The 23669-nt window shown below is 72.8% G+C and carries 21 protein-coding genes; 11 read left to right on the top strand and 10 right to left on the bottom strand.

The annotated features are described in order from the left end of the window. Window positions 1-133: 133 nt before the first annotated feature. Window positions 134-1144 (bottom strand): AraC family transcriptional regulator, encoded by a 1011-nt coding sequence (locus OG534_RS15270; protein ID WP_326588609.1) that lies wholly within the window; start codon window positions 1142-1144, stop codon window positions 134-136. 199 nt (window positions 1145-1343) lie between these two features. Here OG534_RS15270 and OG534_RS15265 point away from each other — a divergent pair, with 199 nt between their 5' ends. From OG534_RS15265 to OG534_RS15250, 4 genes are all read left to right on the top strand, one after another. Next, window positions 1344-3083: an AMP-dependent synthetase/ligase gene (locus OG534_RS15265; RefSeq protein WP_326588608.1), complete on the top strand. Its 1740-nt coding sequence runs from the start codon at window positions 1344-1346 to the stop codon at window positions 3081-3083. Between the two features lie 189 nt (window positions 3084-3272). Next, a complete protein-coding gene (locus OG534_RS15260; RefSeq protein WP_326588607.1) occupies window positions 3273-3767 on the top strand; it encodes a hypothetical protein in 495 nt (164 codons plus the stop codon). A 156-nt stretch (window positions 3768-3923) separates the two neighbouring features. After that, window positions 3924-4997, top strand: coding sequence for a hypothetical protein (locus tag OG534_RS15255; protein ID WP_326588606.1), 1074 nt, complete (start codon window positions 3924-3926; stop codon window positions 4995-4997). Window positions 4998-5532: 535 nt separating this feature from the next. Further along, entirely contained in the window at window positions 5533-7203 is a 1671-nt protein-coding gene (locus tag OG534_RS15250; protein ID WP_326588605.1) for a lytic transglycosylase domain-containing protein, read from the top strand. Between the two features lie 183 nt (window positions 7204-7386). On the opposite strand, the gene OG534_RS15245 is transcribed toward OG534_RS15250, so the two are convergent. Next, window positions 7387-7590 carry a cold-shock protein gene (locus OG534_RS15245; RefSeq protein ID WP_030162033.1) on the bottom strand — a complete coding sequence of 68 codons (204 nt, stop codon included), beginning with the start codon at window positions 7588-7590 and terminating at the stop codon, window positions 7387-7389. 237 nt (window positions 7591-7827) lie between these two features. Here OG534_RS15245 and OG534_RS15240 point away from each other — a divergent pair, with 237 nt between their 5' ends. From OG534_RS15240 to OG534_RS15225, 4 genes are all read left to right on the top strand, one after another. Beyond that, complete coding sequence (locus OG534_RS15240) at window positions 7828-8691, top strand: menaquinone biosynthetic enzyme MqnA/MqnD family protein (protein ID WP_326588604.1); 864 nt, start codon at window positions 7828-7830, stop codon at window positions 8689-8691. A 199-nt stretch (window positions 8692-8890) separates the two neighbouring features. Then, on the top strand, window positions 8891-10699 hold the full coding sequence (locus OG534_RS15235; RefSeq protein ID WP_326588603.1) for a serine/threonine-protein kinase: 1809 nt from the start codon (window positions 8891-8893) through the stop codon (window positions 10697-10699). Window positions 10700-10777: 78 nt separating this feature from the next. Continuing rightward, the gene (gene mqnC / locus OG534_RS15230) at window positions 10778-11977 is read left to right on the top strand and encodes a cyclic dehypoxanthinyl futalosine synthase (RefSeq protein ID WP_326588602.1); all 1200 of its coding nucleotides are present in this window, start codon (window positions 10778-10780) and stop codon (window positions 11975-11977) included. 13 nt (window positions 11978-11990) lie between these two features. Beyond that, a complete protein-coding gene (locus OG534_RS15225; RefSeq protein ID WP_326588601.1) occupies window positions 11991-12635 on the top strand; it encodes an imidazolonepropionase-like domain-containing protein in 645 nt (214 codons plus the stop codon). On the opposite strand, the gene OG534_RS15220 is transcribed toward OG534_RS15225, so the two are convergent. Together OG534_RS15220 and OG534_RS15215 are read right to left on the bottom strand one after the other, a co-directional pair. Beyond that, on the bottom strand, window positions 12601-12945 hold the full coding sequence (locus tag OG534_RS15220) for a response regulator transcription factor (protein WP_326588600.1): 345 nt from the start codon (window positions 12943-12945) through the stop codon (window positions 12601-12603). The two genes, OG534_RS15225 and OG534_RS15220, sit on opposite strands and share 35 nt — an antisense overlap. Before the next feature lie 54 nt (window positions 12946-12999). Then, window positions 13000-13812 carry a DUF3152 domain-containing protein gene (locus tag OG534_RS15215; RefSeq protein ID WP_326588599.1) on the bottom strand — a complete coding sequence of 271 codons (813 nt, stop codon included), beginning with the start codon at window positions 13810-13812 and terminating at the stop codon, window positions 13000-13002. A gap of 364 nt (window positions 13813-14176) precedes the next feature. On the opposite strand from OG534_RS15215, the gene OG534_RS15210 reads away from it, so the two are divergent. Together OG534_RS15210 and OG534_RS15205 are read left to right on the top strand one after the other, a co-directional pair. Then, window positions 14177-14869, top strand: a complete 693-nt coding sequence (locus OG534_RS15210) for a demethylmenaquinone methyltransferase (RefSeq protein WP_326588598.1) — start codon at window positions 14177-14179, stop codon at window positions 14867-14869. A 38-nt stretch (window positions 14870-14907) separates the two neighbouring features. Then, window positions 14908-15804: a glutaminase gene (locus OG534_RS15205; RefSeq protein ID WP_442807229.1), complete on the top strand. Its 897-nt coding sequence runs from the start codon at window positions 14908-14910 to the stop codon at window positions 15802-15804. 1215 nt (window positions 15805-17019) lie between these two features. Here the strand turns inward: OG534_RS15205 and OG534_RS15200 are convergent. Further along, complete coding sequence (locus OG534_RS15200; RefSeq protein ID WP_326588596.1) at window positions 17020-17550, bottom strand: GNAT family N-acetyltransferase; 531 nt, start codon at window positions 17548-17550, stop codon at window positions 17020-17022. Between the two features lie 98 nt (window positions 17551-17648). On the opposite strand from OG534_RS15200, the gene OG534_RS15195 reads away from it, so the two are divergent. Beyond that, window positions 17649-18932 (top strand): geranylgeranyl reductase family protein, encoded by a 1284-nt coding sequence (locus tag OG534_RS15195; protein ID WP_326588595.1) that lies wholly within the window; start codon window positions 17649-17651, stop codon window positions 18930-18932. A 47-nt stretch (window positions 18933-18979) separates the two neighbouring features. Here the strand turns inward: OG534_RS15195 and OG534_RS15190 are convergent, their stop codons facing one another. The 5 genes from OG534_RS15190 to OG534_RS15170 are packed head-to-tail and all read right to left on the bottom strand — an operon-like array spanning window position 18980 to window position 23483. Then, window positions 18980-19357, bottom strand: coding sequence for a hypothetical protein (locus tag OG534_RS15190; RefSeq protein WP_326588594.1), 378 nt, complete (start codon window positions 19355-19357; stop codon window positions 18980-18982). Between the two features lie 52 nt (window positions 19358-19409). After that, window positions 19410-20627, bottom strand: a complete 1218-nt coding sequence (locus tag OG534_RS15185) for an ABC transporter permease (protein WP_398563463.1) — start codon at window positions 20625-20627, stop codon at window positions 19410-19412. Continuing rightward, window positions 20624-21364 (bottom strand): ABC transporter ATP-binding protein, encoded by a 741-nt coding sequence (locus tag OG534_RS15180; protein WP_442807088.1) that lies wholly within the window; start codon window positions 21362-21364, stop codon window positions 20624-20626. The genes OG534_RS15185 and OG534_RS15180 overlap by 4 nt, the downstream gene beginning before the upstream one ends. Beyond that, complete coding sequence (locus tag OG534_RS15175) at window positions 21361-23013, bottom strand: peptidoglycan-binding protein (RefSeq protein ID WP_326588593.1); 1653 nt, start codon at window positions 23011-23013, stop codon at window positions 21361-21363. Before OG534_RS15175 ends, OG534_RS15180 begins: the two co-directional genes overlap by 4 nt. Beyond that, window positions 23010-23483 (bottom strand): hypothetical protein, encoded by a 474-nt coding sequence (locus OG534_RS15170; RefSeq protein WP_326588592.1) that lies wholly within the window; start codon window positions 23481-23483, stop codon window positions 23010-23012. Before OG534_RS15170 ends, OG534_RS15175 begins: the two co-directional genes overlap by 4 nt. Between the last annotated feature and the right edge of the window lie 186 nt (window positions 23484-23669).

Below are 23669 nucleotides of genomic sequence, written 5' to 3'. Positions count from 1 at the left end.
GTCCGCCGGCCGTTGATCGGTGTGACCTCGTATCTCCATTGGGCCCGGGCACGGGCCATCGCGTCACGACACTGCATCCCGGGTCTTGACAGCGCCGGGGCCGGATGCTCCCCAGGGGCGTCCAGGAGACCCCCTAGCCTCCGGAGGCGATCCGGTAGGCGCCCGGCGTCGTGCCCGTCCAGCGGCGGAACGCCCGGTGGAAGGCCGTGTCCTCCGAGAAGCCCAGCCGGGCCGCGAGCTCCGCGATCGGCTCCCCGCTCTCCGCCAGGCCCGCGATCGCCGCGTCCCGCCGCACGTGGTCCTTCAGCTGCTGGAAGGAGGTCCCCTCCTGCTGAAGCCTGCGCCGCAGCGTCGCCGGGGACACCGCGAGGCGCGCCGCCACCTCGCCGAGCGCGGGCAGCCGCGGCGACGTGCGCAGCCGCTGCGTCAGGGTGCGGCGTACCTGCTCCGCGACCGTCGTCCCGTACTCCGGACGCGACAGCAGGTCGAAGGGGGCCCGCCGGAGCATCGCGTCGAGCGCGGGCTCGTCCCGTACGAGCGGGGCGGTCAGCCAGTGCGCGTCGAAGGCGGCGCCCGTACGGTCCGCCCCGAAGCGGACCGGACAGGCGAAGAGGGTCTCGTACTCGTCCTCGTGCGGCGGCGGGGGATAGGCGAAGGCCGCGTACGCGAGCGGGATGCGCCGCCCCACCAGCCAGCTGCTCAGCCGGTGCCAGATGGCGAGCACGCACTCGGTGAGGAAGCGGTCCTCGTCCCGGGCGAAGTCGCCCAGCACCATGAACCGGGCCTCGGAGCCCGCGACTTCGAGCGCCAGCTCCGGCCCGCCGGGGAACAGCCCGTAGAAGGCGGCCGCGCGCTCCATGGCCGCGCCCAGATCGCGGCAGCCGAGCGAGGCGTGACACATCATCGCGAAGGTGCCGGGGCGGCTCGGGACCGGGCGCAGGGCGAGGAACTCGTCCTGCGTGGTCCGGTACAGCGCCCGGAACAGCCGGGCGAACTGCGCGGGCGTGATCCGCGCCCGGTCGTCGCCGAGCAGCAGCGGCGGGATCTGCGCCTCCTGGAGCAGCGGCACGGTGTCGATGCCGCCGGCGCGGGCCCCCGCGAGCAGGGCCCGTACATGGTGCACGGTGATCGTCCGCCTCCCCATGCGTCCGACGGTAGCCCTCCGGAGCGCAGGGCGATACGGACGCGGCGGGACGGGATGAGGCCGGGGTCCGGGCCGGGCGGGAGCCGGGAGCGGGAGGCGAGTGAGCGCTCGGGTCAGCGGTGCTGACGCTTCCGGTCATGCCGCTGCGGCGGTGCGGCTGCCTAGCGTCGGGGGGTCACCAACGCCGGGAGGGCATGCGATGGACGGTCGGCCGAGCACGCTGGCGGTGTTCACCCAGTGGACCGAGGAGCGGTACGGGCCGGAGACGGCCCTGCGGTTCCGGTCACCGGACGGGGGATGGCAGACCCGTACGTACGGGGAACTGGGCGCGGAGGCACGGGCCGTCGGGCGCGCCCTGCTCGGCCTGGGAGTGGCCGCCGGGGAACGGGTCGCCGTGGTGGCGGAGACCCGGCCGCAGTGGACGTACACGCACTTCGGGGTGCTGGCGGCGGGCGCGGTCCTCGTACCGGTGTACCCGACGGCGGGGGAGGAGGAGCTCGCCTGGGTCCTTTCGGACTCGGAGGCGGTGGTCGTGGTCTGCGACGACGCGCGGCAGGCGGCGCGGGTCGAGGCACTGCGGGCCCGACTGCCCGTACTGCGCGCGGTGGTGCTGATGGACGAGCTGCCCGCTCCGCTCCTGCCCCAGGACCCCGCCCTGGAGTCCGCGCTCCTCGCCCGGGCCGCGGCCGTGACCCCCGCGGCCGACGCCTCGATCGTCTACACCTCGGGCACGACGGGCCTGCCGAAGGGCTGTCGCCTCACCCACGGGAATCTGGGCGCGATCCAGGACGCCACCCTCCCGCTGATCAAGGGCGGCCCGGGGGACTCGACGTACCTCTATCTGCCGCTCGCCCACATGCTGGCCCAGCTGATCCAGATCACCACGCTGCTGGAGGGCGGGGAGTTGTGCTACTTCGGCGGCAGGATCGAGGACGTGCTCGCCGAGCTGTCGGAGGTCGCCCCGACCCATCTTCCCTCCGTGCCCCGGCTGTTCGAGAAACTGCATTCGGTGGTGCTCTCGCTGGCCGAGGCCCGCGAGGGCGGCCGGGAACGCTTCGAGGCCGCGGTGCGGGTGGGCGTGCTGGCGGCGGACGGCCGGCTGCCGGACGAGCTCCGGGAGGAGTACGAGGAGGCCGAGAAGTCGCTGTACGCCCTGGTCCGGGGCGCGTTCGGCGGCCGGCTGAAGTGGGCGCTCACGGGCGGCGCCCCGATCGCCCCGGCGACCCTGGACTTCCTGCGGGCCTGCGGGATCACCGTGTACGAGGGGTACGGGATGACGGAGTCGGGCGGCGTCATCTCCCTCAACCACCCGCAGGCGGTACGCCACGGGACGGTGGGCCGCCCCATCGCGGGCTGCGAGGTGCGGATCGCGCAGGACGGGGAGGTGCTGGCGCGCGGGCCGATGGTGTTCCCGGGCTATCACGCGAACGAGGCCGCCACCGCCGAGGCGCTGGACCCCGAGGGCTGGCTCCACACCGGCGACCTGGGCGAACTGGACGCCGACGGCTACCTCCGCATCACCGGCCGCAAGAAGGAACTGATCATCACGTCCGCCGGGAAGAACCTCACCCCGACGGAGGTCGAGTTCGCCGTCCAGCGCTCCCGCTACGTCTCCCGCGCGGTCCTGATCGGCGACCGCCGCCCGTACCCGGTCGCCCTGATCACCCTGGACACGGAGGAGATCACGGCCTGGGCGGGGCGGGAGGGCCTCGACCCGGGGCCCGACCCGGCCACGCACCCGGCGGTCCGTGCCCTGATCGACACGGTGGTCGCCGAGGCCAACGCCGCGGTCTCCCGCCCGGCCCGCATCCGCGCCTTCCACATCCTCGCGGAGGACTTCACGATCGCCGCGGGCACCCTGACCCCCACCCTGAAACTCCGCCGGGCGGCGGTCGCACAGCGCTACGCGCGCGAGATCGAGGGACTGTACGGGGAGTAGGAGGCGGGTCGCCCGCCCCCGCGGCAGCGGTGCGCGGCCCGCGGCACCCCTGCGCGGCCCGCGTTTCCCGCGTCGCGCCCCGCCCCCGTGGGTATCCGTCTGTCGGGGAGAGGGGGGCCGAAAGTGCGCGGTGCCGTGCGGAAGGCGGGGCGGAAGGCGGGGCGGGGGGCGGCCGGGGCGGCGTGCCTGGTGACCCTTGCGGTCGCCGGGTGGCTGACGTGGCTGCTGCCCGGGCCGCAGATCGCCGCCGTGCTCGGCTTCGGGCCCGTCGACGGGGTCGTCTCGATCTCCCGGTGCTACGACGCCACCGACGCCGAGGGCTACGCGACCGGCACCGACTGCACGGGCTGGTACACCTCCCGGCGGTCGCAGGAGCCGGCCCGCGAAATCGTCCTGGACACGGCCGCCGAGGAGTACCGGCCCGGCACCGAGGTGGAGGTCAGGACGACGAGGGGGAAGGCGTACGAGCTGTCGGGGAGCGCCGTCTTCAACTTCGGCACCGCCACCGGGGTGCTTCTCGTGCCGTTCCTGGCGCTGGCCGCCTGGCTGTTCGCCTGCGCCCGCCACGGCAGGGTCGAGGACGGCGAGGCGTACTTCCTCCTGGCCATGGCCGGTCTGGTCGCCGCCCTCGTACTGTCCGCGGTGGCGGGCCTGCTGGTCGGGATCGGCCTGTTCGTCTTCTGACCGCTCCCTGCGCCGCCGGGTACGGACCGCCCAGCCGCCCGACCGCTTACCGGAAGCGTTTCTTCGCGACCGCGGCGGGGGAGGGGGCGGGCGTCGAATTCCGAGAAGACAGGGGAGATCTTCTTGTTACCCGTGGTCCTTTCCGCGATGTTGTCCATGACGGTGGTACCGCCCGCGTCCGACGCCGGCGCGATGTACGAACTGCCCCTCCTGGCAGGCCACACCAGCAGCTCGGTCCAGGCGATGAACGACGCGGGAGACGTTGTCGGGCTCTCGCTGGACGCGAACGGCAACGGCTCCCTCGTACGGTGGGGCGCCGACGGTTCCCTCACCCCTCTGCAGGCCGTCGGCGGCGGTGCGGGGACCGCCGAGGCGGTCAAGATCGTCGATGGCGGCACCGTGGCCGGTTTCACCGCCACACCGGACGGCGTACGGCACGCCGCCCGATGGGACGCGGCAGGCGTCCTCACCCGGCTGGAGGAGCCGCCGGGCCATGTCCGCGGCGAGGCCCGGGACATCAACGGCTCCCGCGTCGCCGTGGGCCAGGTCTCGACCGACTCCACCACGCTCCCCGTCCGCTGGGGCGCCGACGGCCGGGCGACCGTACTGCGCCTGCCCCCGCGGGCGGACGGGGGCGCGGCCACCGCGATCAACGAGAGGGGAGAGATCACCGGCCACGTGTCCGTGCCCGGCGACAAGACCCGGTCCGTGCGCTGGGACCGTACGGGCCGCGTCCACGACCTCGGTTCGCTCGGCGGCTCGTACAGCGAGCCGTCCGCGATCAACGACCGCGGCACGGTGGTGGGTCGGGCGACCGACGAGAACGGGACGTGGAAGGCGGTCCGTGCCCCGCTCGGCAGGAAGCTGGGCGCGCTGCCGTCCCAGGACTTCAGCGCGCGTTCCGTGCAGCTCAACAACGCCGACGTCGTGGTCGCGACCGTCAAGGACCGCTCCTTGCGCTGGAGTACGACCAGCACCACGGAGCTCGCACTGCTGCGCGGCACGGGCCACACCTTCGTCCGGGGCATCAACGACGCGGGAACCAGCGTCGGCACCTCCGACGAGTTCGCCGTGACCTGGGACGCGCAGGGCCGGGTGACCGCGCTTCCCGTGCCCGCCGGCCTCGACGAGGCCGACCCGGTCGCCATCAACGCGGCCGGGAGCGTCGCGGGCAACGTGGGCAGCGCGGGGACCTGGCAGGTCCAGTGGCGGGCCGTCGTCTGGCGGTGACCGCCCGCGCCCCGCTCCCTTCTCCGTAACGGCCCCTGCCTGGCGGGCCCGCCCCGTGCGGTCCCGTCAGGCGGGCCGTGGGCGGGCCGGATTCCTGGCCCTGGCCGGTGGGTACGCAAGAGATGCTGCCGCGCTCCCCGGAACTCATCGCGCTTTCCGGATTTCCCGTCGGTGACGTGGGTCACACCGCCCCGTGTGCGGCGTGAGCGTGGCTGGTCAGAGGTGGTTGTGGCTGAAACCAGACCCAGTCGTGCCGCGTACGCCTCACACGGGAGCCCGGCCGCCGCACAGCACGGGCGGACGGAGCTCCCGGCCGTTCGGGCCCAGTTGTAAACGGGGAGTCATCGGGGTAATCCGGGCAGGGAGTTGGGCCGGTTGTCCGATCGGTCACGAGATCCCGGTGAAGCCGAGACGAATGGTGCGTCACATCTGCCGGGGGGACGGCAAGTCGCGTGCGAATACCTGATAGACAGTGGATATTCACGGCTGACCCGGCCGTATACCTTGGACGGCTCCTTGGGGGGATCGCCGCACTGTGAAGCCGCTTCACCGTCACCTCGTCAACACCTCGCGCAAGGTCCTGTGCACGGCCGCGCTCGCGGCCAGCCTGACCACTGCCGCGGTCGTGACCAATCCGTCGACCGCCGACGCGGGAGAGTCCGAGCCGACCCCGGACAGTCCGCAGGCCACTGACCGTGGTGACGCCCGACTGGACCTGCCCGACATCGTCGCCGACCCGCCGCCCGCGGGCGCCGGAGCCCAGGAGGGGGCCAGCGGGATACCCGCGACCGCCCTCGACGCCTACCACCGCGCCGAGCTGTCCGTGGCAGCCGCGCTCCCCGGCTGCAAGCTGCCCTGGCAGCTGCTCGCGGGCATCGGACGGGTCGAGTCCGTCCACGCCTCCGGCTACGGGCTCAAGGCCGACGGCTACACCGAGAAGCCGATCCGCGGCCCCCGGCTCGACGGCAACGGCTTCGCCGAGATCCGGGACACCGACAAGGGCGAGTGGGACGCGGACGCGGTGTACGACCGGGCCGTCGGCCCGATGCAGTTCATCCCGTCCACCTGGGCCACGTGGGGCGCCGACGGCAACGGCGACGCCAAGCGCGACCCGAACAACATCTACGACGCGGCGCTGGGTGCGGGCCTCTACCTGTGCGCGGGCGACCGGGACCTGTCGAACGCGGCCAAGCTCGACTCCGCGATCCTCAGCTACAACAACTCCCGCGAGTACGTGAACACCGTGCTCGGGTTCATGCGGCAGTACCAGAACGGCGGCGCCACCGAGGTGGCGAACCCGCCCGTCGGGAACTACCCGCCGCAGGAGTCGGGCACCCTGCCCACGCCGCAGACGCCGATCACCCCGACGCCGAACCCGAAGCCCACGCCGACGCCGACCCCGACGCCGACCCCGACGCCGACCCCCAAGCCGACTCCGACTCCGGAGAAGCCGGCCCCGCACCTCTCCGAGCTGACGGTGCTCGCCGGTCCGGGGCTCACTGCCGAGACCGGGGCGGCCTTCACCGTGGTTCCGCGGGTCAAGCTGGTCCTCAGCGACGGCAAGCCCGCCGCCGGCCGGGACGTGATCTTCGCGGTCGAGGACGACGCCACCGGCACCCGCTTCGGTTCCGAGAAGTCCGTGTCGGTCAAGACGGGCGCCGACGGCATCGCGTCCGCGCCCGCCCTGACGGCGGGCGCCAAGGCGGGCACCTTCACGCTCCGCGTCTCGGCCTACGACACCACGGCCAGGCTCACCCAGAACCTCGAGGGCAAGGTCACGGCTCCGGTCGCCGACCTGCTGTCCCGTCCGGACGGCTCGAAGCCGCTGGAGGCGGTCGCCGGCAAGAGCGTCACGGGCGTCGAGGTCCTCGCCACGGCCAAGGGCAAGGCGGTCGCCGTGTCCGGCGCCGTCGTCGGCCTGGGCGAGGAGAAGGACGGCAAGTGGGTCCCGGCGGACCCGGCGACCGCGAAGGGCCCGTACTTCAAGGACGAGACCGGCAAGAAGGTCTTCGGCCTCCCGCTGGCCACGACCGGCGCCGACGGCAGGATCGTCCTCCCGGAGCTCTTCACGGACGCCGACCTCGCCCCGGGCAAGTACCAGCTGCGCCTGACCACCCCGGAGGGCGTGACGCTGATCCTGTCGATCACCATCACGGCCCCCACCCCGGCCCCGGCCCCCGTCCCGACCCCGGACGCCCCGAAGTAGCCGGAGCAGTCAACGCGCGAACGCCCTGGGGCCCGCACCGTGCACACGGTGCGGGCCCCAGGGCGTTCCGGTCACCCCACCCGGGAGGGGAAAAAGGCAGGAGCCCTGCCGCTCTGCTCGCGCAGAGGGGACAGGGCTCCTTGGGTACTGCATTTCCAACCCGCGACAGGTTGGCCCAGGCGACTAGGCCGGGGTGACGTTCTCCGCCTGCGGGCCCTTCGGACCCTGCGTGACGTCGAAGTTCACCATCTGGTTCTCCTCGAGGGAGCGGAAGCCAGAGGCGTTGATCGCGGAGTAGTGGACGAAGACATCCGGGCCGCCGCCGTCCTGGGCGATGAAGCCGAAGCCCTTTTCAGCGTTGAACCACTTCACGGTTCCGGTAGCCATGAGCCCTCCTATGGGCCAAAGGGTCGCCCTGCTCCAGAACCTGCTAAGAAGTCTGAAAACTACAAAAGCCTGCGGGTCACATTCTCCGCAGGCCTCGTACTGCAAGGGAAACCAAACTGCAACTTGCGTCGAGCCTAGCACGCACCCTGCGGCCGAGACCAGAGGGAAAGATCACGTCACCCGGACGTTTGAGACCCGCCCGAAGGCTGACGCGGATGCGGGGGCTAGTCTCGCGATGTGGACGTCTACCGCAGCCGGCCCCGCGTCGGCCACATTCAGTTCCTGAACTGCCTGCCCCTCTACTGGGGGCTCGCCAGAACCGGCACACTGCTGGACCTGGAGCTGACCAAGGACTCCCCCGAGAAGCTCAGTGAGCGCCTCATCCAGGGGGACCTGGACATGGGCCCGATCACCCTCGTGGAGTTCCTCCGCAACGCCGACCAGCTCGTCGCCTTCCCCGACATCGCGGTCGGCTGCGACGGTCCGGTGATGTCCTGCGTGATCGTCTCGCAGGTGCCGCTGGAGCAGCTCGACGGAGCCCGCGTCGCCCTCGGGTCGACCTCTCGTACGTCCGTACGCCTCGCCCAGCTGCTGCTTTCCGAGCAGTACGGGGTCAGTCCCGACTACTACACCTGCCCGCCCGACCTGAGCGTGATGATGCAGGAGGCGGACGCGGCCGTACTGATCGGGGACGCCGCGCTGCGCGCATCCCTGCACGACGCGCCGCGCCTCGGGCTGACCGTGCACGACCTGGGGCACATGTGGAAGGAGTGGACCGGACTGCCGTTCGTCTTCGCCGTCTGGGCCGCCCGCAAGGACTACCTCGCCCGCGAGCCCGCCGTCGTGCGGCAGGTCCACGAGGCCTTCCTCGCCTCCCGCGACGTCTCCCTGGAGGAGGTCACCAAGGTCGCCGAGCAGGCGGCCCGCTGGGAGGCCTTCGACGCGGAGCTGCTGGAGCGGTACTTCACGACGCTCGACTTCCGCTTCGGTCCCGATCAGCTGGCCGGCGTACGGGAATTCGCACGCCGTACGGGACCGACGACGGGGTATCCGTCGGATGTCGCCGTGGAGCTCCTGAGCGCGGTGGTCCAGGAGTGCTGACCGGGTTTACCCCGAGGTAGCCGGACGGGCCGGACGGGCGAATGCGAAGTTTCCCGGGAATTCACGGCTTTTTGCATTTCCGATCGCGGAAGGGAAATGCAAAAGGGTGACGGGACACGCCCTCCCGGCCGGCACGCCCTAGGCTGCTGTCGGCCGGGTGGCACAAGGCGCCCGGCACCACGGGGAATTGGGGGACGCGATGCAGCCGCTCGAAGCCGGTGAGCCGCGGACCATCGGTGCGTACCGGCTGCTCGGCCGGCTCGGCGCGGGTGGGATGGGCCGGGTCTACCTGGGGCGCAGTGCGGGCGGCCGGACCGTCGCCGTCAAGATCGTGCACCCGCATTTCGCCTCCGACGAGGAGTTCCGGGCCCGCTTCCGCCGCGAGGTCGAGGCGGCCCGCCGGGTGGGCGGCGAGTGGACCGCGCCGGTGCTGGACGCGGATCCCGAGGCCCCGGTGCCGTGGGTGGCCACCGGGTACGTGGCCGGCCCCTCCCTGGACCGGGCGCTGGCCGCGCACGGGCCGCTCCCCGAGACCTCCGTACGGGCCATCGGCGCGGGGCTGGCCCGCGCCCTGGTGGCCGTGCACGGGCTGGGCCTCGTCCACCGGGACGTGAAGCCGTCGAACGTGATGCTCACGCTCGACGGGCCGCGGCTGATCGACTTCGGGATCGCGCGGGCCACGGACGGCACCGCCTCGCTCACCTCCACCGGGGTCTCCGTCGGCTCGCCCGGCTACATGTCGCCCGAGCAGATCCTCGGCAAGGGCATCACCGGGGCGGCCGACGTGTTCTCGCTCGGCGCGGTGCTGGCCTTCGCGGCGACCGGGAGGCCGCCCTTCACCGGGGACAACTCGGCCACCCTCCTCTACAAGGTGGTCCACGAGCCGCCCGAGCTCGGCGCGCTCCCGGCGGGTGCGCTGCGCGATCTGATCGAGGCCTGCCTGGCCAAGACGGCCGCCGACCGGCCGGCCCCCGAGGCGGTCGCGGCGGCCCTCGGCGGGGCGCTGGGCACCCCCGGCTGGCTTCCCGGGCCCCTGGTCGAGGAGGCCAGCCGGGCCGCGGTGGCGCTGCTGGACCTCGACGCCGACACCTCCGGGGGCGGCGCGGTCCAGGAGCAGCCTTCGGGCCCGGTGCCGTTCACCGCCGCCTCCCACGGAGGCCAGGCCGGCGCCGGCGCCGGCTTCGGGTCGCCCGACCCGTCCTACGGAGGCCAGGGCCTCGGCCCCGCACCCGCTCCGGCGGGCCCGTACGGCTTCCCCGGCACGGGCGCCGGGATGTTCGGGGCCCCGACCGAGACGGCGGGCGGCGGTGGCCCCTACGGCTCGCCGGCCCACACCGCCGGCGGCGAACTGCCCGGGCAGCGGACCGGCTCCGAGGCGCCGGGGCGGCAGGTCACCGTCGCCGCGGCGGGCCGCCGTTTCAGCTGCACGCTCGTCCTCGCCGCGGCGGCCGTGCTCGCCGTGCTGTCCGGCGGGCTGTACGGGATGGGGCTGCTGCCCGGCCAGGGCGAGAAGGAGCGCGACCTCGCGGACGGCGGCCCCCGCACCTCCGCCTCGGGCCCGGCCTCCCCGGCGCCGGACCGGACAGGGGACCCGGCCGCGACCCCTGCCCCCTCCGGCAGTGGCAGCGCCGCGCCCAAGGGGACCCGGGACGACGTCCCCAAGGAACTCGTCGGCACCTGGAAGGGCACGGTCACCACCGCCCGCCTCGGCCTGTCCACGGAGTTCGAGATCACCATCAAGGCCGGCAAGGTCGGCGAGGTCGTCGCCCGCGACAAGTCGGTCCTGGCGATCCTCGGCACCGACTGCAGCGGCGACTGGAAGCTCTCCTCCGCCACCGACCGCTCGGTGGTCCTGGACACCTCGGGCGGCCCCAACCCGGCACCCGGGGTCTGCTCCAACGGCTCCGCCGACGAGCGCTTCGCCCTCAACGCCGACGGGACCCTCCACTACAGGTCGGGCGACGGCCCGGCCGGAAACCCCGAAGGCGACCTCACCCGCAGCCCCTGAAATCCGTCGCCCGGCCCTGGCGTAGGCTGGATCGGTCCGGACCTTGACACAGACACACCGCCGAAAGGTGACTCACCGGTGACCGACCAGGCCGTTCTCCAGTCTGTCCTCGACCGCGCCGCCGCGGGGGGCCGGATCACCAGGGAAGAGGCACTCGACCTCTACCGCCACGCGCCGCTGCACGCGCTCGGCCAGGCGGCCGACGCGGTGCGCCGCCGCCGCTACGCCGGTACCGAGCACATCGCGACGTACATCATCGAGCGGAACATCAACTACACCAACGTGTGCGTCACGGCGTGCAAGTTCTGCGCCTTCTACGCGGCCCCCAAGGACGCGAAGAAGGGCTGGTCCCGCGACCTCGACGACATCCTGCGCCGCTGCGCGGAGACCGTCGAGCTCGGCGGCACGCAGATCATGTTCCAGGGCGGGCACCACCCGGACTACGGCGTCGAGTACTACGAGCACCACTTCTCCGCCATCAAGAAGGACTTCCCGCAGCTGGTCATCCACTCCCTCGGCGCGTCCGAGGTCGAGCACATGGCCCGCATCTCGGGGGTCTCCGCGGAGGAGGCCATCCAGCGCATCCACGCGGCGGGTCTCGACTCCTTCGCGGGCGCCGGCGCCGAACTGCTGCCGGAGCGGCCGCGCACGGCGATCGCCCCGCTCAAGGAGTCCGGCGAGCGCTGGCTGGAGATCATGGAGATCGCCCACAAGCTGGGCGTGGAGTCCACCTCCACCATGCTGATGGGCACCGGCGAGACCAACGCCGAGCGCATCGAGCACATCGCGATGATCCGGGACACCCAGGACCGCACGGGCGGCTTCCGCGCCTTCATCCCGTACACCTACCAGCCCGAGAACAACCGCCTCAAGGGCCGCACGCAGGCGACGATCTTCGAGTACCTGCGCATGATCGCGATCGCACGCCTGTTCCTCGACAACGTCGCCCACATCCAGGGCTCCTGGCTGACCGTCGGCAAGGAGGCGGGCCAGCTCTCGCTGCACTACGGCGCGGACGACCTCGGCTCGATCATGCTGGAGGAGAACGTCGTCTCCTCGGCGGGCGCCAAGCACCGCTCCAACCGCCAGGAGATCATCGACCTGATCCGCAAGGCGGGCCGCACCCCGGCGCAGCGCGCGACGACGTACGAGCACCTGCTGGTGCACGACGACCCGGCGAACGACCCGGCCGACGACCGCGTCGTCTCGCACATCTCCTCGACCGCCATCGAAGGCGGCACGGCGCACCCCGAGCTGAAGCTCATCTCCACGAACTGACGCGTCCGACACGATGCTGACGCTTCACTCCGCCGAACTCCTCCTCCCCGGGCCGGGGTTCGCACCCGTGCCGGGCGGCGCCGTCCTCGTCGAGGGTGACCGGATCGCCCGCGTGGGGCCGTACGAGGATCTCGCCGCGTCCCATCCGCACGCCCGGACCCGCCGCTGGCCCGGGGTGCTCACCCCCGGGCTGCTGGTGCGCGGGGCGGACGAGCTGCTGGAGCGGACGTACTACCCGGACGACCCGTACGAGGTCACCGAACTCGGCGGCGACCCGATCACCGGCGCGGACGCGCTGGACGCCCTGAGGATGACCGAGTCGCGGTGGGGCAACAGCGCCCGGCGGGGCACGCAGCGGCTGCTCGCCCGCGGGGTGGTGGCGGTGTGCGGCCGCTTCACGATCCCGGCGGTGCGCACGGCGGTGTCCCGCTCGGGGCTGACGATCCTGCCGCCGGCGGCATACGAAGGGCCGCCCAGCCTGGACCCCTTCGCGGGGCGGGACGCGGCCGAGGAGGCCTTCCACGGGGTCCTGGAGGCGGGCGTTCCGGCCCGCTTCGCGGTCTTCGCGGTGGCGGACGAGGCCGAGTTGCCGGCCCGGGGCGCGACCACCTGCGTGGCCACGGTCATCGGCGGGCGACTGCTGCACCGCCGTCGCTGAGCCCGCCGTCCGCGTCGCCGCGGCGGGTGTCCTCCCGGGCGAGGGCGGCCAGCAGACAGGCCTGCAGGCGGCTGATCCCGCCCAGCTTGGCCCGAATGTTGACCACGTGGAACTTGACCGTGCTGACGGACAGTTGCAGCTCGACGGCGAGTTCCCGGTTGGATGCTCCGGTGGCCAGGCACAGGAACACCGCCGACTCCTGCTCGGTCAGCAGTGCTTCGACCGGCAGGCCCTCGTGCGGCGTCGGCGGCCCGCCCGGTTCCTCGTACGAGGGGAACCACGTGGGGACGCTGAAGCTGACGACGCGCACGGTTCCCACTCCTCGATGGCCCCCGGTCGGCCCCATCGGTGGCCGCCCTCCGCCCTAGAGGACGTGTGGACCGGACAGGTAGGTTCCATTCGCGTCGAACGGCCAGGCATTGGACTTGCAACCGCCCAGGCCCTTGATCTGCTGCATCATCGCGGGTGCGGGCTTTCCGGGGCCCGGGCAGCTCTCGTGGCCGCGGCCGAGTTCGTGCCCGACCTCGTGGTTGACGATCAGCGCCCGGTACTCCTCCACGGAGCCGCTGAACTGGGGCGAACCCTCCTTCCAGCGCTTCAGGTTCACCACCACGGTGTGTCCGACCCGGCAGTTGGTCTCGCCGATCAGCTCAGGGGTGACCACGTCGCACAGGAAGTCGGTGGTCTTGGGCGTCGCGATCTTGACGGTGAAGTCCACCGGCTGGCCCGCTCCCACGAGCTGGAAGCCGTACTGCGGGTCCTTGGTCCAGCCGCGCGGGTCCCCGAGGATCGCCTCGACGGAGCGGGCGGCCGCTTCCGGGTCCACCCCGCTGCCCGCCTCGACCTCCAGCCGCCAGCGCCGGGTCGTGCCCTTGCCCTGCGCGCCGCCGGAGGCGGTCGACGCGGTGAAGGTGCCGGGCTTGCCGGGCGTCACGGGGGCGCCGGTGGACGGCGAGGGCGAGCCCGCGGGCTGCTGCGAGGGGGCGGCGGGGGACTGCGCGGCCTCGGGGGACTTCGCGCCGCCCTGCGGGAGCGGGTTCCCCGCGGCGTCGGTGCCCTCACCGTCCGGTGCGTCGGGCTGGGCGGCGGTCCGGCCCTTGGCGGCCGTGGTGGTCTCGTCCTCGGGCAGCAGCGCGTACGCGGTCGCCGAGACCGCGACCAGCGCCGCCGTGCCCATGAGGAGGGTGCGCCGAAGCCGTCTGCGCCGCTCGGCCCGGCGCCTGGCGCGCGGGCCGCTGCGGCGGGAGCGACCGGTTGTATGGCCTGCCGGCATCGTGAAGCTTCCTGTTCGTGGCGGCCACTGCCGGACCCGCCCGCGGTGGGGCTCCTGATCCGGTGGGTGACCCTCACCGGGCCGCACCCTGGCAGTCAACGCGGACGCGGGGCGGCGGCGTAACTGTCCTTCGGACCAGTTATACGGGGAGGCGCCGGCCCGCTACGGGGCGGGGTGCCGGTGGAGCCCCCGCAGTCGGGGGCGGCGCGGCCTGAGAGGATGGGGCCGTACCCGCCGATCCGCATCGCACACCGAGGGGCGAACGCCAGTGACAAGGGCTTCCCTGGACAAGCAGCCGCACGAAGTCGCCTCCATGTTCGACAGGGTCGCGGCGAACTACGACCTCACCAACGACGTCCTCTCCCTCGGCCAGGACAGGGTGTGGCGCAAGGAGGTCGCCAAGGCGGTCGGCGCGCGCCCCGGGCAGAAGGTCCTCGACCTGGCCGCAGGGACCGCGACCTCCTCGCTGCCCTTCGCCGCCGCCGGCGCGTACGTCGTCCCCTGCGACTTCTCCCTCGGCATGCTGCGGGAGGGCAAGAAGAAGCACTCCTGGCTGCCGCTGACCGCGGGCGACGCGACGAAGCTGCCGTTCAAGGACGACGTCTTCGACACCGTGACGATCTCCTTCGGCCTGCGCAACGTCCAGGACACCGAAGCGGCCCTGCGTGAGCTGTACCGGGTGACCAAGCCCGGCGGCCAGGTCGTCATCTGCGAGTTCTCGCAGCCCACCTGGGCGCCGTTCCGCACGGTCTACACCGAGTACCTGATGCGCGCCCTGCCGCCCGTGGCCCGCGCCGTGTCGTCCAACCCCGACGCGTACGTGTACCTCGCCGAATCCATCCGCGAATGGCCCGACCAGCCGGCGCTCGCCGCCCTGCTGCAGAAGGCCGGGTGGGGCAAGGTCGCCTGGCGCAACCTCAGCGGCGGCATCGTCGCGCTGCACCGGGGCACCAAGGACTGACCGCCGTGCCCGACGCTGCGCCCACGGACTACGGGCCCCTGCTGAAGCAGATCGCGGCCGACATCGCCCCGCTGGTGGGCAGCGGCACGCCCGCCGAGTACATCCCGGCACTCGCCGCGGTCGACCCGCGGCAGTTCGGGATGGCCATCGCCGACCTCGACGGCAACGTCTCCGGGGTGGGGGACTGGCAGGTGCCGTTCTCCGCCCAGTCCATCACCAAGGTCTTCGCGCTCGCCCTGGCCCTGGCCGAGGGCGGCGACAGCCTGTGGGAGCGGGTCGGCCGGGAACCGTCCGGCAACCCGTTCAACTCGCTCGTACAGCTGGAGTACGAAAACGGCATTCCACGCAATCCGTTCATCAATGCGGGCGCCCTCGTGGTCACCGACCGGCTCCAGACCCTCACCGGCGACGCGAGCAGCGAACTGCTGGAGTTCCTGCGGCAGGAGAGCCAGAACCCGGACATAGGGTTCGACGCCGAGGTCGCGGCCTCCGAGCAGGAGCACGGCGACCGCAACGCGGCCGTCGCCCACTTCATGGCCTCGTACGGGAACATCGACAACCCGGTGCCCGCGCTGCTGGAGCACTATTTCTGGCAGTGCTCCATCGAGATGACCTGCGCCGACCTGGCCCGCGCCGGGCGCTTCCTGGCCCGGCACGGGCTCCGCGCGGACGGCTCGCGGCTCCTGACGCGCAGCGAGGCGAAGCAGATCAACGCGGTGATGCTGACGTGCGGGACGTACGACGCGGCGGGCGAGTTCGCCTACCGCGTCGGTCTGCCGGGCAAGAGCGGGGTCGGCGGCGGGATTGTCGCGGTCGTCCCGGGCCAGTGCGTGCTGGCGGTGTGGAGCCCGGGCCTCGACGCCCGCGGCAACTCGGTCGCGGGCGTAGCCGCCCTGGACCGCTTCACGACCCTGACGGGCTTGTCGGTGTTCTAGGGGGGTACGGGTTCACGCGCGTGCGGGACTTCCACCCCCTCGGGCCCCTCTCCACGGCCGGTGGCTGCCCACCCGCCCCCTCCCCGCGGGTCGTGCTCCGGGTGGCGGGATCTCGGCGTCCGGCATCAGGTCGTGCGGCGGGGGCTTCGGGGGCCTGATTCCCTCACCCAGCATCAGGGATGGTTTGGGGGGTTCCCGTCAGTCTCATCGTCTCTCCGTGTCGGGCCGGTCCCTCAAGGGCGCTCCTTCGTCGCGTCGCTGCGCGATGGCCTGCGGCCACCCTTGACCGACCGTCCCGCCACGGAAATCCGAAGACCGACGGGAACCCCCCAAAGGAACGGGCCGGCGATTGCTGAGCCAAGACGGCCCGATCAGCGACCCCCGGGCAGGTCGGGGGTCGCGCGCCAAATCGCTACGCGCTCCTCACGTCTCGGCGTCCGCCGACCGTCTGGGGCTGGACATAGGCCGCCCACGGCCCTTGGGCGTGAGCAATCGGGGCGTCTGCCAGCCGCTTGGGGGAGGAAAAGCGCCGGACGACGGCTATTCCGATGTGTACCCGGGTCTGGCGGCGTGGAGGGTTGAGAGGGGCGGCAAATTGCCCCAATTGCCCTGGTCTGGACGTCCATTTGTGATGCCACCCCCGCGCTGACCGGGGTACACCTCGGCTGAGCCGAGCATTCGCCCCTCCACCCCCCTTCGACAGCCCTCATCAGCCCCGGACGGCTGCCAGTCGCCCTCGTCGAGGAGCGCGTAGCGATCTGTGGCGGCTTATGTCCGGCCACAGGCGGACTGCAGCCGCCATGAGGGCGGAGCGCGTAGCGATTTGAGGCGCCCCGGGCTCCGCCCGGGGGTCGCTGATCGGCCCGCCCCTGAATAGGCAATGGCCGGCCCGTTCCTTTGGGGGGTTCCCGTCGGTCTTCGGATTTCCGTGGCGGGTCGGTCGGTCAAGGGTGGCCGCAGGCCATCGCGCAGCGACGCGACGAAGGAGCGCCCTTGAGGGACCGGCCCGACACGGAGAGACGATGAGACTGACGGGAAACCCCCAAACCATCCCTGATGCTGAGTGAGGGAATCAGGCCCCCGAAGCCACCGCCCCCGGTCCGGATCCCGCCCGACCGGCTCCCGCCAAGGGGGCGGGTGGGCAACCACCGGCCGCGGAGAGGGCTCGAGGGGGTGAAAGTCCCGCACGCGCGTGAACCCGTACCCGCCCGTTCCTCAGCCCCGCGCGAGCGCCAGCTCGTAGCGGCGGGCGTGGCGGGTGCCACCGGGCAGCGGGAACCGCTCGGCAAGCGTCATGCCCAGCCGCTCCGCCACCGCGATCGAACGGGCGTTGGCATCGTCGATCATCGCCACCACATGCGGAACCCCCGCCCCCCGCACCCGTTCCAGCGTGGCCAGCGCAGCGGCATACGCGTAGCCCCGCCCCCACGCGGAACGCCCCAGCCGCCAGCCGATCTCGATCTCCCCGACCGGCCCCCACTCCTTCTCCCGCGGCCACGGCTGGGCCCCGGTGAAGCCGATCACCGCGCCCTCCGCGTCCAGCAGGGTCCACAGGCAGTAGCCGAGCTGCGCGTCGTGCATGCGCTGCCGCGCGGTGATCTCCTCGTACGCGGACAGCTCCGCGGGACCACCGAGGAACTCCATGACGTCGGGATCGGCGAAGACCGCGTGCCAGGCGTGCGCGTCCTCGTCAGTGGGCACGCGGAGCTGTACGGCGGGGAGCGGCCGGGTCGGCGAGGTGGTCACAGGAGGCAGCCCTTCGGTTCGCGATCTCTCTCGCTGCATAGACTGCACATGTCCGGTGCCGTTGGGCACCCTTTATCGAGCCTTCGGGAGACCCCGCAGTGACCGAGCTCCTCTCCGAACACTCCGCGGACGTGATCGTCGTCGGGGCCGGGCCCGCCGGCTCGACCACCGCCTACTACCTCGCCAAGGCCGGATTGGACGTCCTGCTGCTGGAGAAGACGGCGTTCCCGCGCGAGAAGGTCTGCGGCGACGGACTGACCCCGCGCGCCACCAAGCAGCTGGTGGCCATGGGCATCGACATCTCCGAAGAGGCCGGCTGGCTGCGGAACAAGGGTCTGCGGATCATCGGCGGCGGGCAGCGGCTCCAGCTGGACTGGCCGGAACTCGCCTCCTTCCCGGACTACGGACTGGTCCGCAAGCGCGACGACTTCGACGAGACCCTGGCCCGCCAGGCGCAGAAGGCCGGCGCCCGGCTGTACGAGCGCTGCACCGTCGGCGAGCCCGTACGCGACGCGCGCACCGGCCACATCACGGGCGTGCAGGCGAAGCTGGGCGAGGAGAAGACCCCGGTCACCTTCCACGCCCCGCTGGTCGTCGCGGCCGACGGCAACTCCTCCCGGCTGTCGCTGGCGATGGGCCTGCACCGGCGCGAGGACCGCCCGATGGGCGTCGCCGTGCGGACGTACTTCACCTCGCCGCGGCACGACGACGACTACCTGGAGTCCTGGCTGGAGCTGTGGGACCGGCGCGGCGCGCAGGACCGGCTGCTGCCCGGCTACGGCTGGATCTTCGGCATGGGCGACGGCACGTCCAACGTCGGCCTCGGCATCCTCAACTCCTCCTCCGCCTTCAAGGAGCTGGACTGGCGCGAGGTCCTCAAGGCCTGGTGCGCGTCCATGCCGGAGGACTGGGGCTACACCCCCGACAACATGACGCAGCCGATCCGCGGCGCGGCCCTGCCGATGGCCTTCAACCGGCAGCCGCACTACACCAAGGGCCTGCTGCTCGTCGGTGACGCGGGCGGGCTCGTCAACCCGTTCAACGGCGAGGGCATCGCGTACGCCATGGAGTCGGGCCGGGTCGCGGCCGACGTCATCGTGCAGGCGCACGCCCGGGCCACCCCGGCGCAGCGCGAGCTGGCGCTGCACAACTACCCGAAGGTGCTCAAGGAGACCTACGGGGGCTACTACACGCTGGGCCGCGCGTTCGTGAAGCTGATCGGCAACCCGAAGGTCATGAAGATCGCCGCGCAGCGCGGCCTGACCCACCCGGTGCTGATGAGGTTCACCCTGAAGATGCTGGCCAACCTGACCGACCCGACGGGCGGCGACGCGATGGACCGCATCATCAACGGCCTGTCGAAGGTGGCCCCGAAGGCCTGACCGCGCGCCGGCGGCGCCCTCACGGGCGCCGCCCGCTCGGCGCTTGCTCAGCCGGCTGCGCCCGCGCCCGTGCTGTTCGTGCCCGCGCCGCCCGTGCCCGCGTCGCGGTGCGTACCGGCCTCCGTACCGGCCTCCGTACCGGCCTCCGTACCGGCGTCCCCGTCCCGGTCCGCGCCCCCGTCCCCGTCCCGGTCCGGCCGGCCGTGCACCGTACGCACGCACCGGGCCAGCAGCACCAGTCCGCACAGCAGCAGCGCCCCCGAGGCGGTCCAGCCGAGCCCCAGCACGAGCGGGCTCTCCGGCTTCTGCCAGGGGCGGACGGTCGTCAGCAGCCAGCCGCCGACGGCGAGCAGGCCGAGGCCGAGCGCGGCCGGGACGGCGGTGGGGTCTGCGGCGCCGTCGTACGCGTACGGCTTCGGGTTCACGGGACCACCACCTCCGAGCGCGGGTCGGCTCTGACGTTCAGGCGCGCCGCCGCTATCTTCGCAGGGCCTCGGCCGGTTCGACACGGGCCGCCCGCCAGGCGGGATGCAGCCCGGCCAGCAGCCCTGTGACCAGGCCGACGAGCGGCGCCGCGGCCACGGTGACCGGATGGATCACCGGCGTCCAGTCCCGGGCGAGACAGACGCCGACCACGGTCAGCTCGCCCAGCGACGTGCCGACCAGGCCGCCGAGCGCCCCCAGGGCCGCGGACTCGGTGAGGAACTGCGCCGAGATGTGCCGGCCCCGCGCACCGAGCGCCCGGCGCAGCCCGATCTCGCCGGTCCGCTCCAGTACGGCGACCAGGGTGGTGTTGGCGATCCCGACGGCGCCGATGACCAGGCAGATCCCGGCGAGCAGCAGGAACAGCGCGCTCAGGTCGGAGGTGACGCCGGAGCGCAGCATCCGGGGGTCGGGCGGCGGCACGGCCTTGAGGTACTCGGGGTGGTCGGGGCGCAGCGCGAGCGGGGCGAGGTCGGCGACCTGGCGGGCGGCGCCGAGCTCGGTGGCGATCAGCATGGTCGCGCCGCCGGGTGCGGGTGGCCCCCACAGCTCCTGGGCGGTGGCCCGGGGCACGAGGACGGACAGCAGGTTCTCCGGCTTGCGCTCCACGTCGGCGATGATGCCCGCCACGGTGAAGGGCTCCTGGCCGATGTAGAGGGCGGGGCGGGTGGCCAGGGTGGTGATGCCGAGGCGTTCGGCGACCCCGCTGCCGATGAGCACGACGCGCTGTCGGCTCTGCTCGGCGAACTCGTCGTAGAGGCGGCCCTCCTGGAGGGTGGGCACGAGGGCGGCGACGGCCCCGGGAGAGGCGGCGACGACGGTGGTGCCGGTGGTGGTGTTGCCGCCGCCGGAGGGCAGGGCGCCGATCGTGGTCGTCGAGTCCAGCCGTACGGTCCACAGGACCCCGGCGTCTCGGATGCCCGCGACCGCGCGCAGCCGCTGTTCGGCGTCGGCGGGGAAGCCGGGTCCGGCGAACTCGTTCTGCTGGACGGCGACGTCCTCGACGGTCACCTCGGTGGCGGTGAGGACGTTGAACCGGCCGTCGATCTGGGAAGAGATGGTGGCGGTCAGACCGAGCACGGCCACGAAACTGCCGACGCCGAGCACGGTCCCGAGCGCGGTGAGCACGGCCCGGCCGGGGCGGCGCAGCATGCCCGCGACGGCCTCGGACAGGGCGTCCCGGACGGCCAGCCGGGTCGGTTCGACCGTCACGCGGTCACCTGCTCGCGCAGCCGTCCGTCGTGGACGGTGACGGTCCGGCGGCCGCGCGCGGCCACCTCGCTGTCGTGAGTGATCACCATCACGGTCATCCCCGCCGCGTGCAGTTCGTCCAGCAGAGTCAGTACGGAGGCGGCGTTGGCGGAGTCCAGATTGCCGGTCGGCTCGTCGCACAGCAGCAGCGAGGGCCGCCCGACGAGAGCGCGGGCGATGGCCACGCGCTGGCGCTCGCCGCCGGAGAGACGGCCGGGCACAGCCGTCGCCCGGTGGCCGAGGCGGACCTGTTCGAGGGCCTCGCGGGCCCGCGCGAGGCGCTCGGCGCGGGGGACCGAGGTGTAGAGCATGGCGAGGGCGACGTTCTCCAGGGCACTGCGGTGGGGCAGCAGGTGGAAGGACTGGAACACGAACCCGATGCGGCGGCCGCGCAGGGCGGTGCGGGCGTGGTCGGGCAGCTGCCCGGTGTCGATTCCGTCGAGGAGGTAGCGGCCGCCGGTGGGGGAGTCGAGGAGCCCCGCGACGTTGAGGAAGGTGGACTTCCCCGAGCCGGAGGGGCCGACGATGGTGACGAACTCGCCGCGCCGTACGGTCAGTTCGCAGGGCTTGAGTGCCTCGACGGGCGGCGGTCCGGGATAGGTGAGCGCGACCTCGCGGAACTCGATGACGGGGGTGTCCGGAGCGGCGGGCTCCGGGGTCCCGCCCGGTACGGGGCGGCGCGGGCGGGGGAACCTCACTTGGTGTTCCCCTTCGGGGCGGCGCCGATGACGACCCTGGTACCGGCGGCGAGGGAGTCGGCCTGGACGGGGGCGACGGCCACGTAGCCGTCGCCGCTCGTGCCGGTCCGGACCTCGATGCGCCGCTGGGTGCCGTCGGCGGCCACGGCGGTGACGACCGTCCGGCCCTCCGCGCTCGCGGAGACGGCGGTGACGGGAACCACGAGGGCCTCGCCGTCGGTGGCGGCGGACTCGATGGTCAGCCGGACGTCCTGGCCGGCGAAACCGGCGGGCAGCGGCTGGTCGGCGCGGACCACCATCCGGTAGCCGAGATCGGCGCCGGCGCTCTTGCCCTGGGAGCCGCCCTGGGAACTCCCCTGGGAACCGCCCTGGCCGTTCTGGTCGGGCTGTTGCCCGGTCGGCTGGCCGGTGGACCGCTCGGTGGCGACCAGTGCCACCTTGCCCCGGACGTCGGTGCCGGCGACCTCGGAGGAGACCACCACCGGCATGCCGGCGTGCAGCAGCTGCTTCTTGTCGTCCTTGAGGTAGGCCTCGACGACGAGTTCACCGGCGGACAGCGTGAGGATCGGCCCGGACGCGGCGGAGCCGATGCGGGCGCCGATGCTGCTGACCCGGGCGGGGAAGGAGCCGAGGAACACGGTCTCGGCGGCGGGGAGCATCGGCCCGTCGGCGGCCTCTGCGGCGGCCAGCTTGGCCCGGGCGTCGGTGAGTGCCTGCCGGGCGCGCGAGACGGTCCGGCCGGAGCCTCCGTCGGTGCCGGAGGTCTTCCCTCCGTCCGCGGTGCCCGTGGTGCCTGTGGTGCCTGTGGTGCCTGTGGTGCCCGCGGTACCCGTGGCGCCGGCGGCCGTGCCGCTGCCCGGCTTGCCCTCGGTACCCCCGGTCGCGGTACCGGGCTGAGCGGTGGCGCCGGAGGTCGTCGCCTTGCCTCCGCGGGAGCCCTCGGCATCCTCAAGGGCCCACTCGGCCGACCGTACGGCCTCCTGTGCGGCCTTGATTCCTTCCCCGCCGTCGGCCACGGCGGGCAGCGGGTCGTACCCGATGGCCCGGTAGCGGGCGGCAAGGGCGGCCTTGCTGCCCGGGCCGAAGAAGCCCTTGCGGTCGCTGCCGGTGCCGTGTCCGAGTTCGCGCAACGCATGCTGGAGCTGCGCCACGTCGTCGCCGGTGGCGCCCGGCTTCAGGTCGCGGTACACGGGCAGGGTCCCCTTGAGGGTGAACACGGGCCGCCCGGAGACCTCCGCCAGCAGCTGCCCGGCCGCGACCGTGTCCCCGGTCTTGAGCGGCAGCTTGGTCACGACGGGCGTGCCCGCGCCGTCGACGGAGCGGGGCTGCGGGGCCACCTCGACGCTCTGGTCGGCGACGACGGTCCCGCGCATGACGACCGTCTCGGCCAGTACGCGCCGCTCGACCTCGGCGGTGAGCGCCCCCTGCGCGGGCGGCCCGGTCTCGGCGGCGGCCTGCGCGGGGGATTTCACCAGCGTGGTGGCCAGCAGCCCGCCGACGGCCATGAGCGCGGCCCCGGCGACGATGCCCAGCACCACGCGCCGCCCCCGGGCGAGCGCGCCGGAGTCCGGCGCGTCCTTCCCTGCGGCAGCCGTGCCGCCCCGCCCGTCCTCGATCACGTCCTCCACGACGTCGCTCAGCTCACTCATCCGCCGAGCACGCCGTCGGACGCACCCTTGCCCCTGCACTTCGCCACGGCGTCGATGTGCCTCGTCCTGAGGTCGTCCTGCTGCTGGGGAGTGAGGTCGCCGGCCTGGGCGGTCACCGGGTCCGGCTCCGGGTACCAGGTGACGCCCGCGGCGCGCAGGCAGGCGGCCTCCTTCTGTGCGGCGGCCAGCGCCTCCGGCGAGGCGGGCTCGGGCTTGGACGCCGGCGGAAGCTTGTCTTCGCAGGCCTTCTGGGCCTCGGGCATCTTCTCCAAGCCCTGGGTCTTGTCCACGCGGGGCGTCCCGCTGTCCGTGTAGACGATCTTGATCCCCTGCCCCTTGAGGCAGTCGTAGTAGGCGATCTCCTGCGCGGTGGGCGGGGGGCTGTCGCTCGCCGAGGGCTCGCCGCCGCCCGAACAGGCTGTGAGTGCGAGAGACGCGGCGAGGAAAAGAGCGGTGGCGTGCTTGCGCATATGGGGGCTTCCCTCAGGGTGGGAATCTGGAATGAGGGCGTCCGCGAGATGGGCATGGGTGCGAACGCGGTTCGTGATCATAGGTAGAGAATCCCGGCTCGACAAGTTCCGCCCCCTGTAGCTGTTTTGACTGTTCATATCGTGAGAAGTGACTTGTGTGATGTCCTGACGTGCCGTTAAATCCCG

The organism is Streptomyces sp. NBC_01294, from assembly GCF_035917235.1.
Lineage (GTDB): Bacteria > Actinomycetota > Actinomycetes > Streptomycetales > Streptomycetaceae > Streptomyces > Streptomyces caledonius.
Note: the sequence above shows the minus strand (reverse complement) of the source record. Positions and strands in the feature narration are given on the sequence as shown.

Bases quoted from the DNA above. Each gene is read 5' to 3' on its own strand.
- OG534_RS15270 (WP_326588609.1), bottom strand. From the start codon at position 1,144: ATGGGGAGGCGGACGATCACCGTGCACCATGTACGGGCCCTGCTCGCG.
- OG534_RS15265 (WP_326588608.1), top strand. From the start codon at position 1,344: ATGGACGGTCGGCCGAGCACGCTGGCGGTGTTCACCCAGTGGACCGAG.
- OG534_RS15255 (WP_326588606.1), top strand. From the start codon at position 3,924: ATGACGGTGGTACCGCCCGCGTCCGACGCCGGCGCGATGTACGAACTG.
- OG534_RS15245 (WP_030162033.1), bottom strand. From the start codon at position 7,590: ATGGCTACCGGAACCGTGAAGTGGTTCAACGCTGAAAAGGGCTTCGGC.
- OG534_RS15235 (WP_326588603.1), top strand. From the start codon at position 8,891: ATGCAGCCGCTCGAAGCCGGTGAGCCGCGGACCATCGGTGCGTACCGG.
- OG534_RS15225 (WP_326588601.1), top strand. From the start codon at position 11,991: ATGCTGACGCTTCACTCCGCCGAACTCCTCCTCCCCGGGCCGGGGTTC.
- OG534_RS15215 (WP_326588599.1), bottom strand. From the start codon at position 13,812: ATGGGCACGGCGGCGCTGGTCGCGGTCTCGGCGACCGCGTACGCGCTG.
- OG534_RS15175 (WP_326588593.1), bottom strand. From the start codon at position 23,013: ATGAGTGAGCTGAGCGACGTCGTGGAGGACGTGATCGAGGACGGGCGG.
- OG534_RS15170 (WP_326588592.1), bottom strand. From the start codon at position 23,483: ATGCGCAAGCACGCCACCGCTCTTTTCCTCGCCGCGTCTCTCGCACTC.